Below are 12,776 nucleotides of genomic sequence, written 5' to 3'. Positions count from 1 at the left end.
ATTGATGTCACAGAAGCTTTTTAGAGTCCGTCCCAAGCCCGAAAGGGACTACTTCTTACTTCTAAAGGAAGCTTCATGAAAACGACGTTCAAATTTGCAACCGCCGGCCTCCTGGCCGCGATGTTCACCATTCCCGCCTTCGCACAAGACGTTACCGGCGCTGGCGCCAGCTTCCCGGCACCGCTGTACGCCAAGTGGGCTTCCGATTTCAACAAGGCCACCGGCGTCAAGATCAACTACCAGTCGGTCGGCTCGGGTGCCGGCATCAAGCAGATCGAAGCCAAGACCGTCGATTTCGGCGCTTCGGACGCTCCCCTGAAGGACGACGAGCTGCAAGCCAAGGGCCTGATGCAGTTCCCCACCGTCATCGGCGGCGTGATCCCCGTGGTCAACATCCAGGGCATCAAGCCCGGTGAACTGAAGCTCAACGGCCAGGTCCTGGGCGACATCTACCTCGGCAAGATCACCAAGTGGAACGACCCCGCCATCAAGGCCCTGAACGGTTCGCTGGCTCTGCCTGACGCCGCCATCGCCCCGGTTCGCCGCGCTGACGGCTCGGGCACCAGCTTCCTGTTCACGAACTACCTGAGCAAGGTCAACGCCGAGTGGAAGACCAAGGTCGGCGAAGGCACTGCCGTGAACTGGCCCACCGGCGCGGGCGGCAAGGGTAACGAAGGCGTTGCCGCTTTCGTGAACCGCCTGCCCAATTCGATCGGCTACGTCGAGTACGCCTACGTCAAGCAGAACAAGATGACGTACGCACAAATGCAGAACGCCGCCGGCAACTTCGTGTCGCCCGACGACTCCGCCTTCAAGGCCGCCGCTGCCGGCGCCGACTGGAACAAGAGCTTCTACCAGGTGCTGACCAACCAGGCCGACAAGGGCGCATGGCCGATCACCGGCGCGACCTTCATCCTGATGCACAAGGTGCAGGACAAGCCCGCCAACGCGACCACCGTGCTGAAGTTCTTCGACTGGGCCTACAAGAGCGGCGACAAGACGGCCGACGACCTCGACTACGTGCCGATGCCCGACGCCGTGAAGGCATCCATCGCCAAGGCATGGGGTGATGTGAAGGATGCGTCGGGCAAGGCCGTCGCTTACAAGTAATACAACCCATCAGTCCAGAACGGCGCGCCCATGAGCAATTCTTCGCTCGAGGACGCGCCGCTTTCGTCTTTGCCGGAGCGACCCGTGTCATCCACTTTCCCCGCCGCAGGCGCCTCACTCGACCTCGCGGCCGAGCGCGGCCGCGTTACCGCCCCTCCGCCCCCCGTCAAGGCTCCGCGCTCCGGCCCGATGGCCGATCGCTTGTTCGGCTGGGCTGCCAAGGGCGCCGCGCTGCTGACGCTCGCGATGCTCATCGGCATCCTGCTGTCGCTGATCGTCGGCGCATGGCCCGCCATTTCCAAGTACGGCCTCGGCTTCCTCACGAGCAGCGTGTGGGACCCGGTGAAGGACGAGTACGGCGGCCTGGTCATGATCTACGGCACGCTGGCCACCTCGATCATCGCGCTGGTGATCGCCGTGCCCGTGAGCTTCGGCATCGCGCTGTTCCTTACCGAACTTTCGCCCAACTGGCTCAAGCGCCCGCTGGGTACGGCCATCGAATTGCTGGCGGCGGTGCCTTCCATCGTCTACGGCATGTGGGGCCTTCTGGTGTTCGGCCCGATCCTGTCGACCTGGGTGCAGCAGCCGCTGCAGAAGCTGCTCACCGGCGTGCCGTACCTCGGCGCCCTGGTGTCCGGCCCGCCCGTCGGCATCGGCATCCTTTCGGCCGGCATCATCCTCGCGATCATGATCATCCCGTTCATCGCCTCGGTGATGCGCGACGTGTTCGAGGTGACGCCTCCGCTGCTCAAGGAATCGGCCTACGGCCTGGGCTCCACCACCTGGGAAGTCGTGTCCAAGGTCGTGCTGCCGTACACCAAAGCCGGCGTCATCGGCGGCATCATGCTCGGCCTCGGCCGGGCGCTGGGTGAAACGATGGCGGTCACTTTCGTGATCGGCAACATGAACCAGCTCAACTCCCTTTCCGTGTTCGAGGCTGCCAACAGCATCACCTCGGCGCTCGCCAACGAATTCGCCGAAGCCGGCGCCGGCCTGCACCAGGCCGCGCTGATGTACCTCGGCCTCGTGCTGTTCTTCATCACCTTCGTCGTGCTGTCGCTGTCGAAGATGCTGCTTGCCAAGATGAAGAAGAGCGAAGGAACCAAGTCGTGAGCACCGCGCAAAACCTCCTGAGCGCCAAGGCGCTCGCCGAAACGCGCCAGGCCAAGTTCGCCTCGCGCAACCGCGTCAACAAGATCGCGCTGACGCTGTCGCTCGCAGCCATGGCTTTCGGCGTGTTCTGGCTGGTCTGGATCCTGTGGGAAACGCTGCGCCAGGGCGTCGGCGGCCTGGCCATCGCCACCTTCACCGAAATGACCCCGCCGCCGAACGAAGCGGGCGGCATCGCGAATGCGATCTTCGGTTCGTTCGTGATGGTGATGCTCGCCACCTTCGTGGGCACGCCCATCGGCATCATGGCCGGCATCTACCTGGCCGAGTACAACCCCAAGGGCTGGCTGGCCTCGGTCACGCGCTTCGTCAACGACATCCTGCTGTCGGCGCCGTCGATCGTGATCGGCCTGTTCGTCTATGCCGTGGTGGTGGCCTACTTCAAGACCTTCTCGGGTCTGGCCGGCGCCCTTGCGCTGGCGCTGATCGTGATTCCGGTGGTGATCCGCACCACCGAGAACATGCTGCAGCTGGTGCCGCCGGGCCTGCGCGAGGCGGCCTACGCTCTGGGCACGCCCAAATGGAAGGTCATTCTCAGCATCACGCTGCGTGCCGCCCGTGCCGGTGTGGTCACCGGTGTGCTGCTGGCTGTGGCCCGCATCGCCGGCGAAACCGCACCGCTGCTCTTCACCGCGCTGAACAACCAGTTCTGGACCGCCGACGTGAGCCAGCCGATGGCCAGCCTGCCGGTCACGATCTTCAAGTTCGCAATGAGCCCGTACGAGAACTGGCAACAGCTGGCCTGGGCCGGCGTGTTCCTGATCACCGTCGCCGTGCTCGCCCTCAATATCCTGGCGCGGGTCCTGACGCGCAACAAACACTAAATCAAGAAGACGCCAACATGCCAAATACCGTCGCACAACCGTCGCGCTCGAAGATCTCGGTCAAGGACCTGAACTTCTACTACGGCAAGTTCCACGCGCTCAAGGGCATCAACCTTGAGATCCCCGAGAACAAGGTCACGGCCTTCATCGGTCCGTCGGGCTGCGGCAAGTCGACCTTGCTGCGCACCTTCAACCGCATGTTCGAGCTCTATCCCGAACAGCGCGCCGAAGGCACCATTGCCCTGGACGGCGAGAACCTGCTCACCTCCAAGCAGGACGTGGCGCTGATCCGCGCCAAGGTCGGCATGGTGTTCCAGAAGCCCACGCCGTTCCCGATGTCGATCTACGACAACATCGCCTTCGGCGTGAAGCTGTTCGAGAACCTCTCGGCCAGCGAAATGGACGACCGCGTGGAATGGGCCCTGAAGAAGGCCGCCCTGTGGACCGAAGTGCGCGACAAGCTGCAGCAAAGCGGCTCGGGCCTCTCCGGCGGCCAGCAGCAGCGCCTGTGCATTGCACGCGGCATTGCCATCAAGCCCGAAGTGCTGCTGCTCGACGAACCCTGCTCGGCGCTCGACCCGATCTCCACCGCGAAGATCGAGGAACTGATCGCCGAGCTGAAAAACGAGTACACGGTGGTCATCGTGACGCATAACATGCAGCAGGCCGCCCGCTGCAGCGACTACACCGCGTACATGTACCTCGGCGACCTGATCGAATTCGGCGCCACCGAACAGATGTTCTTCAAGCCGCAGCGCAAGGAGACCGAGGACTACATCACCGGCCGCTTCGGTTGAAGTCAAAGGAGACAACATGACCGAGAAACACCTTTCCAGCCAGTTCGACAGCGAACTCAACGGCGTCTCGTCGCGCGTGATGGAGCTCGGCGGCATGGTCGAGTCGCAGATCCACCAGGCTGTGTACGCGCTGCTGCAGTTCGACTCCGACGCCGCCGACCGCGTGATGGAGACCGAGCATCGCGTCAACGCGATGGAGATCGACATCGACCGCGAACTGTCGTCGATCATCGCGCGCCGCCAGCCCACGGCCCGCGACCTGCGCCTGCTGATCGCCATCAGCAAGACCACCGCCAACCTCGAGCGCGTGGGCGACGAGGCCAACAAGATCGCGCGCATGGTCAAGTCGATCATCGAGAGCGGTTCGGCCCGCCAGTTGCCGACGACCGAACTGCGCATAGCTGCAGACCTTGCTTCCGGCCTGCTGCGCACCGCGCTGGATGCGTTCGCGCGCCTGGACACGGCCGCCGCGCTGTCGATCCTGAAGGACGACGACCTGATCGATCGCGAGTTCGACGGTTTCGTGCGCAAGCTGGTCACCTACATGATGGAAGACCCGCGCACGATTTCCGCCAGCCTCGACCTGCTGTTCCTGGCCAAGGCCATCGAGCGTATCGGCGACCATGCCAAGAACATCGCCGAGTTCATCATCTACATCGTCAAGGGTGCCGATGTGCGGCACACTTCGATGCAGGAAATCGAGTCCGCGCTGCAGTAACGACCGCGGCAAGACTCCAAGAAAGCAATGAAGAAACCCCGAGTCCTGATCGTCGAAGACGAGTCCTCGATCGCCGAGCTGATCGCCGTCAACCTGCGCCACAACGGCTTCGAGCCGATCTGGTCGGAAGATGGCGCCGCGGCCCAGCGCGAGATTGACGCCTTCCTGCCGGATCTGATCCTGCTCGACTGGATGCTGCCCGGCCAGAGCGGCCTGCAGCTTGCGCGCCAGTGGCGCAAGGACCCGCGCACCAAGGCCATCCCGATCCTGATGCTGACGGCGCGCGGCGACGAGCCCGACAAGGTTGCCGGCCTCGACGCCGGTGCCGACGACTACATCACCAAGCCTTTCTCGACCCAGGAAATGCTGGCCCGCATCCGTGCGGTGCTGCGCCGCCGGGCGCCGGAAGTGGTGACGGAGCGTGTCGAGATCGGCGAACTGGCGCTCGACACCTCCACCCACCGCGTGACCTGGCAGGGCGGCGCACTGAAGGTCGGCCCGACCGAGTTCAAGCTGCTGGCGTACCTGATGCAGCACGCCGAGCGCGTGCACAGCCGGGCGCAACTGCTCGACAAGGTGTGGGGCGACCACGTCTACATCGAGGAACGCACGGTCGACGTGCACGTCAAGCGCCTGCGCGAGTCGCTGGGCGCGGCTGCGCCCATGGTGGAAACCGTGCGCGGAGCGGGCTATCGCCTGACAGCCCAAGTCACGGTTTGAGCGCCGTGGCTTCCCTCGGCTGCGGGCGCGGATAATCGCCCGCCATGCCTTTTCGCATTGCTACATTTTTAATAGCGTCCCTTGCAATTGGAGGGGGCGCTGTCGCTGCGTTCGGCTGGAAATTCGGTTGGCTGGGTGCCTGGCTGGGCGCGGTGCTGTGGCTCGGGCTTGATGCCTGGCGTGCCGAGCGGCTGCTGCAGGTACTGCGCAACGACGCAATGGGCCTGCCGGCGCGCGGACCCGGTGTGTGGGGCGAGTTGGCGGAGCGTATCCGCAAGCTGCTGCGAGACCGCGAGCAGCAGACTCGGCAGGCCGAAGACAGGCTGCAGGAGTTCCTCGCGGCCATTCAGGCATCGCCGAACGGCGTGGTGCTGCTCGACGAGCAGGGCCGCATCGAATGGTGCAACCAGACGGCTGCCAGCCAGTTCGGCATCGACGCGGAGCGTGACCTCGCGCAGCACCTGGCCAACCTCGTGCGCGACCCGGCCTTCGTGGCCTATCTGGCTTCCTGGAACTACAGCCGGGACGTCATCATCGACGCCTTCGGCCCGGGCCATGCGCACCAGCGCAGCCACCTGGTGCGGCTGTCGGTGCAGGTTCACCCCTATGCGGGCAACCGCCGCATGCTGCTGACGCGCGACATCACGGCACTGGAGCAGGCCGAAGCCATGCGCCGCGATTTCGTGGCGAACGTGTCCCATGAGATCCGCACGCCGCTGACAGTGCTCGCGGGCTTCGTCGAAACGCTGCAGAACCTGCCGCTCGATGCGGACGAGCGCACGCGTTACCTGTCGCTGATGGGGCAGCAGTCGCACCGCATGGAAACGCTGGTGAACGACCTGCTGACGCTGTCGCGGCTGGAGGGCAGCGCGGCGCCTTCGGGCAACCAGTGGATCCGAATCCGGGCTCTGCTCGCGCACTGCGAGGACGAGGGCCGGGGTCTGTCGGGCCGATTGGCGCCGCTGGGCCACCGCCTTTCGTTCACCATCGACGCGGAATCCGAAGTGTCTGGCGCGCCGACCGAATTGCAGAGCGCAATGTCGAACCTGCTGAGCAATGCCATCCGCTACACGCCGGGCGGTGGCGAGGTGGCCGTGAGCTGGCGGGTACTGCCCGACGGGCGCGGCGAATACGCGGTGAAAGACACGGGACCCGGCATTGCGGCCGAGCACATCCCCCGGCTGACCGAGCGCTTCTACCGCATCGACCGCAGCCGGTCGCGCGAGACGGGCGGCACCGGGCTGGGCCTTGCGATCGTGAAGCACATTGCGCAGCGTCATGGGGCCGAGTTGCGCATCGAAAGCACCGTGGGCAAGGGCTCGCGATTCGCGCTGGTGTTCCCGGCGGCGCGTGTCAGGGAAGCGCGGCTGCTGGCCAAGCAGTAGCAGGCAGCCGGCCCGGCTTTCAGGCCGAGCGCTTGTTCATCGTCCAGCGCAGCAGGGTGATGAAGAACAGTGCCGTCACGGCCAGCGCGCCCGCGCTCATGATCCAGAACGCCAGCGGCGATTGCATGGCTCCCCACGGACCCAGGCCGTGATACGCCAGCATGTAGCTGCCACCGAGCCCCAGGCCCCAGAGCATCGTGCAGTAGATGACCAGCGGCGCGAGCGTCACCCGGTAGCACCGCAGCAGGAACACGCACAGCGTCTGAACGGCGTCGGCCAGGTGGTATGCAGCTACCGCCACCATCAGCGCCGCGGCCAGCCCGACCACGGCGGGGTTGTCCGAGTACACGTTGGCCAACTGATGGCGCAGCGTGACCAGCGCGGTGGAGAAAAGCAGGGCGCACAACACGGTCTGCTCGAAACCCAGCCTGCATGCATGGCGCGCCCTGGCGACATCGCCCGCGCCCAGCCAGAAACTCACGCGCGCGCTGGTCGCGATCGAGAGCGACAGCGGCACCATGTATGCCACCGCCATCAGGTTCGCGGCGATCTGGTGCGCCGCGGCGGCAGCCGTGCCAAGGCGCGCGATGAACAGTGCCATCAGCGTGAACGAGGTCACTTCGACCAGTACGGCCAGCCCGCCCGGCACGCCCATCCGTGCGAACAGGCGAATCTGTTGCCAGTCGGGCTTCTCGAGGCGCTCCCATAGCCTGTAGCCGCGATAGAAAGGGCTGCTGCGCAACAGCCAGACCGCGCAGGCGAGCATGGCCCAGTTCACGCACAGCGTGGCCCAGCCGCAGCCCACCAGTCCCATCGCCGGCAGGCCCGCGCCGCCGAAGGTGAACCAGATCGAGAGCGGCAGCTTCACCACCAGCGAGCCGAGCTGCAGCCAGGTCACGAGTTGCGGCTTGCCCAGGCTCTGGTTCAACGTGCTGAACAGGCGAAAGAGCAGGGCGGGAGCCAGGGCGAAGGCCAGCACGCGAAGGTACATCTCCACGTCGCCGCGCATTTCGGGCGGTACCTGTGTGAGCCGCAGCACGGCGGCAGGTGCGAGCAGCGCCGCCATGCCGACCACGATGGCAATGGCGGCGAGATACAGCGATTGCCGGACCGAGCGGCCTACTTCGCTGCCGCGGCCGCCGCCGTGCAGTTCGGCCCACACAGGCAGCAGCGCCTGCAGCACGCCCATCAGCGACACATACACGCTGATGAAGATCGCCGCGCCCACCGACAGCGCGGCCAGCGCGCCCTCTGAGTAGCGGCCGGCGATGATGGTGTCGGTCACGCCGAAGGCCATCACGGCCAGCTGCCCGACCAGCACCGTGCCGGCATGCCGCGCGATCAGGCCCCTTTCGCCGCTTTGTGCGCTCACTGGGGCTTGATCTTCTGGTAGAGCAGCAGGTCGTCGGCCGGGCTGCTGGGGCGGCGAAGGGTGCCGCTGAAGCGCCATTGATCGAACGGGATGATCGTGTGCAGGCGCTCGATGGTCTCGGGGCTGACAAGCAGCCAGGGGCAATCGGTGCCCAGCAGCAGCGGCTGCAGGTTGAACTGGCCGTGGTAGCGCAGGGCAGCGATGTGCGGGCGGCTCAGTGCAAGCTCCGCAATGCAGCTCGGCTGGCCGACGCGCTCGGCCACCGCACGCACCTGCGGCACATAGCTGCGCGCGTAGTCGATTGGCGGCAGCCACAGCGTCATCAGCAGCATCCAGCACAGCGCCGTGCCGCCGGCCGGCAGCACCAGCGTCTTCCAGAGGGCTGCACGATGCCGCCCGGTGCGCCAGCGCACCAGCCAGCACCAGGCAATGGTCGCGGCCGCCGCCAGCACCACGGCAATGGGCGAGAACTCGGGCACGAAGCCCGGCACCAGGCGGGTCACGCTGGCAGCGGGCTTGGGCGGCACGCCGGTCTGCATGGCGATCCAGTAGATCCAGCCGAGCAGCGCCAGGCCGCTGAAGAAAAGCACGTTGAACCAGTCGACCAGTGCCGCGGCGCTGCGGCGGAAGGTCGGCAGGGCAAATGCAGCCAGCGTGGCGAAGGCGGGCAGCGCCAGCATGAGCGAACGGTCGGAGAAATCGGTGGTCCAGGTGGCGGCCAGCGGCACCAGCGCGAACCAGAACGGCAGCGCCACGTGGCGCGCATTGAGCTGGCGGCGCCAACGCCAGAGCGTCCAGATGGCCAGCGGCCAGACCGGCCAGGTGAACCACAGCAGCAGCTTGGCCTGGCCACGGATGTCACCGAACAGCGAGCCACCGATCAGCGTGATCTTCCATTGGGGCAGGCCCAGCGCGAACACCAGCACTGCGGCCACTGCGGTGACGCTTGCCATCGTCGCGAAGGCGCCCAGGGTGTAGCCGGGACCGTCATCGCTTCCGGTGTCGAATTCGGTCCGGGCCTTTGCCGCGGTTCGACGCTCGTAGGCGATGTAGAGCGTGCTTCCGATCGCCAGCGCCAGGCCGACCGTGGGCGCGCCGCTCAGCGTGATGCCGAAAGTGCCCATGATCAGTGCGATCACCGGGCCGGCACGGCGGTAGGGCAGCGCGGCGACGCCGTAGAACAGGCACGAGGCAAAGAACAGTTGCGCCAGCGCGGGCGTGGTCTCGTGACCGAGTTGCGCCAGGCCGAGACAGGCGATCAGCGCCAGCAGGCCGCCGTCGGCGATGGCGCGTGCGTAGTCGGTCGGGCGCGCTTCACCGCCGAAGGCGAAGGCCACGGGCTGGGCGCGCGATGTGCGGGCCAGGTAGTAGACGGCGTACCAGGTCGCCGTGAACGTGCCCCAGAGAAGGAACGCGAAGGCAATGCGCACCGCCAGGTCGGGATTCAGCCACGAGGGGGCGATCTTGATGGCCCAGGCGCCGATCCAGTAGGGAACCAGCGCGGGTGTTTCGGGGCGAATGCCCAGCAGCAATGGGTCGAACCAGCGCGAGATGCCTTCGGTATTGCGGGCCAGTTCGGCCATGTAGCCGAAGGCGGTGATGTCCGCGCTTTTCCATGGACCCCGGCCGACCAGGCCTGGCAGCAGGTAGGCCGCGCACAGCAGCAGCAGCGCGATGCGCGGCAGTCGGCGCACGGCGCTCTGGGCAACGATCGCTGGGGTGGGCTGGTTCAAGAGTGGCGGGAGGCAGGTTTCGGAAACAAAAAGGGCAGCGCGGTAAACCGGGCTGCCCTCGACGCCAAAGCGCGTGCTTTACTTCGAAGCGGCGCCGGTGGTCTTGCCGAAGCGGTTGCGGAACTTCTCGACGCGACCGCCCATGTTGTCGACCGACTTCTGGGTGCCGGTGTAGAAGGGGTGCGATTCGCTCGTGGTGTCCAGCTTGAACAGGGGGAGCTCGCGGCCGTCGTCGGTCTTGCCCATTTCCTTGGTGTTCGCGCACGAACGGGTCACGAACTTGAAGCCGTTCGACATGTCGACGAACAGGACTTCGCGGTAATTCGGGTGAATGCCTTCTTTTGCCATGGTATTTCCTTTTGCGCTGTTGGAATCAATGCGCGGTCGATGCGAGAGCCACCAGTGCACCATTCATTTGGCACGCTGCCCCAGGGCAAGCCTGGGAAGCCGGGCGACGCTGCCCGGCCGCACTTTTCGCGGAGCCCACGATTATCGCATACTGCCGCTTTTGCGAGCAAACCAGCCTCCCATGACTGTTACAACCTTGCGCGCCGGCCTGGTCGGCTATGGCTTTGCCGGCCAGACTTTCCATGCGCCCGTGCTTTCCGCGGTGCCAGGGCTCGAATTGGCCGCTGTGGCGAGTTCGCAGCCCGAGAAGGTCCGCAAGGACTGGCCCGGCGTGTCGGTGGTTTCCGATGTGGCGGCGCTGGCGGCCCGATCGGACATCGATCTTGTCGTGGTTGCGACACCCAATGCGCAACATTTTCCGGTCGCCAAGGCAGCGCTGGAGGCTGGCAAGCATGTGGTGGTCGACAAGCCTTTCACCCTCGACGTGGCCGAGGCCAGGGCGCTGGAGGCGTTGGCTCAGCGCAACAAGCGCGTGCTGGCGGTCTACCAGAACCGACGCTTCGACGCCGACTTCCTGACGCTCAAGGACGTCCTGGCAAGCGGCGAACTGGGCCGCCCCGTGTACCTGGAGTCGCATTTCGACCGGTTCCGGCCCGAGGTGAAGGTGCGGTGGCGAGAGCAGGCTGTGCCGGGATCCGGCCTTTGGGTGGACCTGGGCGCGCACCTGGTCGACCAGTCGGTGCAGCTGTTCGGGCTGCCCGACACGATCCAGCTCGACACGGCCGTCCTGCGTGACGGTGCTGTGGTCGAAGATTACTTCCACGCCGTGCTGCGCTACGAAAGCGGACCGCATGCGCCGCTTCGCGTGGTGCTGCATTCGACAACCCTGGCGGCCGATGCGGCGCCGCGCTACATCGTGCATGGCACGCGCGGCAGCTACGTCAAGCATGGCGTGGATACGCAGGAAGATGCGTTGCGCGCGGGGCAAAGGCCGCCGGCCGAAGGGTGGGGTGCCGATCCGCTCGACGGCGAACTCACCCTGGTCGGCAGCGACGGCACGGCCAGCAAACGCAGCGTGCCCACGCGTGCGGGCAATTACGTCGACTACTACGCCGCGGTGCGCGACGCCATCCTGGGCAAGGGGCCGAATCCCGTGCCGCCCGAGCAGGCCGTGGCGCTGATGGAACTGCTCGACCTCGGCCGCCAGAGTGCTCTCGAAGGCCGCGCGCTCCCTGTGGCTCGCCCATGAAAAAAGCGCGTTGGCCCGAATGGGTCAACGCGCTTTTGCGGACAGAGCGAAAAGGTGCTCAGCCGCCGCGACGCATCATGTCGAAGAACTCGACATTGGTCTTCGTCGCCTTCATGTTCTTGAGCATCAGCTCCATCGACTCGATCTCGTCCATGTTGTACATGAGCTGGCGCAGGATGCGGGTCTTCTGGAGGATCTCGGGTGCCAGCAGCAGTTCTTCGCGGCGGGTGCCGCTGCGGTTGAGCTGGATCGAGGGGAACACGCGCTTTTCGTACAGGCGGCGGTCGAGGTGGATTTCGGAGTTGCCGGTGCCCTTGAACTCTTCGAAGATCACTTCGTCCATGCGGCTGCCGGTGTCGATCAGCGCGGTGCCGATGATGGTCAGCGAACCGCCTTCTTCCACGTTGCGCGCGGCGCCCAGGAAGCGCTTGGGGCGCTGCAGGGCGTTGGAGTCGACGCCGCCGGTCAGCACCTTGCCCGACGAGGGCACGACGTTGTTGTAGGCGCGGGCCAGGCGGGTGATCGAGTCGAGCAGGATCACCACGTCCTTCTTGAGTTCGACCAGGCGCTTGGCGCGCTCGATCACCATTTCGGCGACGTGCACGTGGCGCGCGGCGGGTTCGTCGAAGGTCGAGGCAATGACCTCGCCCTTCACGGTGCGCTGCATTTCGGTCACTTCTTCAGGGCGCTCGTCGACGAGCAGCACCATCATGTGGACGTCGGGGTAGTTGGCGCTGATGGCGTGGGCGATGTGCTGCATCATCACCGTCTTGCCGCTCTTGGGCGGTGCCACGAGCAGGGCGCGCTGGCCTTTGCCGATGGGGGCGATGATGTCGATGATGCGGCCGGTGATGTTCTCTTCGCCCTTGATGCCGTCGCGTTCGAGCTTCATCTGTTCCTTGGGGAACAGCGGCGTCAGGTTTTCGAACATCACCTTGTGCTTGTTCTGCTCGGGCGGACCGTCGTTGACCTTGTCGAGCTTGGTCAGCGCGAAATAGCGCTCGCCGTCCTTGGGCGTGCGCACTTCGCCTTCGATCATGTCGCCGGTGTGCAGGTTGAAGCGGCGCACCTGGCTCGGCGAGATGTAGATGTCGTCCGTGCTGGCCGTGAAGCTGGTGTCGGGGCTGCGCAGGAAGCCGAAGCCGTCCGGCAGGATTTCGAGCACGCCGTCGGCGAAGACCTGCTCGCCGGCCTTGGCGCGCTTCTTGATGATCGCGAACATCAGCTCCTGCTTGCGCATGCGGCCGACGTTTTCGATCTCAAGCGCTTCGGCTTGCTTGAGGACTTCAGACACGTGGAGTGCCTTGAGTTCGTTTAAGTGCATGGAATGACCCCTCGCGGGGTAATCGA

The 12,776-nt window shown here is 65.5% G+C and carries 12 protein-coding genes; 8 read left to right on the top strand and 4 right to left on the bottom strand.

The features are described from left to right. Positions 1-75: 75 nt before the first annotated feature. Genes pstS through phoR form a run of 7 tightly spaced genes read left to right on the top strand, consistent with a single transcriptional unit; the run spans position 76 to position 6,724 of the window. Entirely contained in the window at positions 76-1,110 is a 1,035-nt protein-coding gene (pstS, locus tag WIX39_RS19400) for a phosphate ABC transporter substrate-binding protein PstS (protein WP_081271674.1), read from the top strand. Positions 1,111-1,140: 30 nt separating this feature from the next. Further along, the gene (pstC, locus tag WIX39_RS19395; RefSeq protein WP_081271675.1) at positions 1,141-2,223 is read left to right on the top strand and encodes a phosphate ABC transporter permease subunit PstC; all 1,083 of its coding nucleotides are present in this window, start codon (positions 1,141-1,143) and stop codon (positions 2,221-2,223) included. Further along, the gene (pstA, locus tag WIX39_RS19390; protein ID WP_081271676.1) at positions 2,220-3,104 is read left to right on the top strand and encodes a phosphate ABC transporter permease PstA; all 885 of its coding nucleotides are present in this window, start codon (positions 2,220-2,222) and stop codon (positions 3,102-3,104) included. The genes pstC and pstA overlap by 4 nt, the downstream gene beginning before the upstream one ends. A 17-nt stretch (positions 3,105-3,121) precedes the next feature. After that, the gene (pstB, locus tag WIX39_RS19385) at positions 3,122-3,901 is read left to right on the top strand and encodes a phosphate ABC transporter ATP-binding protein PstB (protein WP_021007056.1); all 780 of its coding nucleotides are present in this window, start codon (positions 3,122-3,124) and stop codon (positions 3,899-3,901) included. Between the two features lie 16 nt (positions 3,902-3,917). Continuing rightward, complete coding sequence (phoU, locus tag WIX39_RS19380) at positions 3,918-4,619, top strand: phosphate signaling complex protein PhoU (RefSeq protein ID WP_081271677.1); 702 nt, start codon at positions 3,918-3,920, stop codon at positions 4,617-4,619. 27 nt (positions 4,620-4,646) lie between these two features. Then, a complete protein-coding gene (gene phoB / locus WIX39_RS19375) occupies positions 4,647-5,339 on the top strand; it encodes a phosphate regulon transcriptional regulator PhoB (protein ID WP_007836652.1) in 693 nt (230 codons plus the stop codon). Positions 5,340-5,383: 44 nt separating this feature from the next. Continuing rightward, positions 5,384-6,724 (top strand): phosphate regulon sensor histidine kinase PhoR, encoded by a 1,341-nt coding sequence (gene phoR, locus WIX39_RS19370; protein ID WP_199851911.1) that lies wholly within the window; start codon positions 5,384-5,386, stop codon positions 6,722-6,724. Between the two features lie 19 nt (positions 6,725-6,743). On the opposite strand, the gene WIX39_RS19365 is transcribed toward phoR, so the two are convergent. From WIX39_RS19365 to WIX39_RS19355, 3 genes are all read right to left on the bottom strand, one after another. Continuing rightward, entirely contained in the window at positions 6,744-8,096 is a 1,353-nt protein-coding gene (locus tag WIX39_RS19365) for an MATE family efflux transporter (protein WP_234382527.1), read from the bottom strand. Next, complete coding sequence (locus WIX39_RS19360) at positions 8,093-9,829, bottom strand: hypothetical protein (protein ID WP_081271680.1); 1,737 nt, start codon at positions 9,827-9,829, stop codon at positions 8,093-8,095. Before WIX39_RS19360 ends, WIX39_RS19365 begins: the two co-directional genes overlap by 4 nt. A 78-nt stretch (positions 9,830-9,907) precedes the next feature. Beyond that, complete coding sequence (locus WIX39_RS19355) at positions 9,908-10,177, bottom strand: type B 50S ribosomal protein L31 (RefSeq protein WP_019653042.1); 270 nt, start codon at positions 10,175-10,177, stop codon at positions 9,908-9,910. Positions 10,178-10,358: 181 nt separating this feature from the next. Between WIX39_RS19355 and WIX39_RS19350 the strand changes: the two genes are divergently transcribed. Next, positions 10,359-11,426, top strand: coding sequence for an oxidoreductase (locus tag WIX39_RS19350; RefSeq protein ID WP_409195654.1), 1,068 nt, complete (start codon positions 10,359-10,361; stop codon positions 11,424-11,426). 58 nt (positions 11,427-11,484) lie between these two features. Here the strand turns inward: WIX39_RS19350 and rho are convergent, their stop codons facing one another. Then, positions 11,485-12,750 (bottom strand): transcription termination factor Rho, encoded by a 1,266-nt coding sequence (rho, locus tag WIX39_RS19345; RefSeq protein ID WP_081266259.1) that lies wholly within the window; start codon positions 12,748-12,750, stop codon positions 11,485-11,487. Positions 12,751-12,776 lie beyond the last annotated feature (26 nt).

Origin of the sequence: Variovorax sp. AB1(2024), assembly GCF_037482385.2 — a bacterium.
Lineage (GTDB): Bacteria > Pseudomonadota > Gammaproteobacteria > Burkholderiales > Burkholderiaceae_C > Variovorax.
Note: the sequence above shows the minus strand (reverse complement) of the source record. Positions and strands in the feature narration are given on the sequence as shown.

Excerpts from the sequence above, each read along its gene's own strand:
- rho (WP_081266259.1), bottom strand. The coding sequence starts at position 12,750 with ATGCACTTAAACGAACTCAAGGCACTCCACGTGTCTGAAGTCCTCAAG.
- WIX39_RS19350 (WP_409195654.1), top strand. The coding sequence starts at position 10,359 with ATGACTGTTACAACCTTGCGCGCCGGCCTGGTCGGCTATGGCTTTGCC.
- WIX39_RS19355 (WP_019653042.1), bottom strand. The coding sequence starts at position 10,177 with ATGGCAAAAGAAGGCATTCACCCGAATTACCGCGAAGTCCTGTTCGTC.
- pstS (WP_081271674.1), top strand. The coding sequence starts at position 76 with ATGAAAACGACGTTCAAATTTGCAACCGCCGGCCTCCTGGCCGCGATG.
- phoB (WP_007836652.1), top strand. The coding sequence starts at position 4,647 with ATGAAGAAACCCCGAGTCCTGATCGTCGAAGACGAGTCCTCGATCGCC.
- phoR (WP_199851911.1), top strand. The coding sequence starts at position 5,384 with ATGCCTTTTCGCATTGCTACATTTTTAATAGCGTCCCTTGCAATTGGA.
- phoU (WP_081271677.1), top strand. The coding sequence starts at position 3,918 with ATGACCGAGAAACACCTTTCCAGCCAGTTCGACAGCGAACTCAACGGC.
- pstB (WP_021007056.1), top strand. The coding sequence starts at position 3,122 with ATGCCAAATACCGTCGCACAACCGTCGCGCTCGAAGATCTCGGTCAAG.
- pstC (WP_081271675.1), top strand. The coding sequence starts at position 1,141 with ATGAGCAATTCTTCGCTCGAGGACGCGCCGCTTTCGTCTTTGCCGGAG.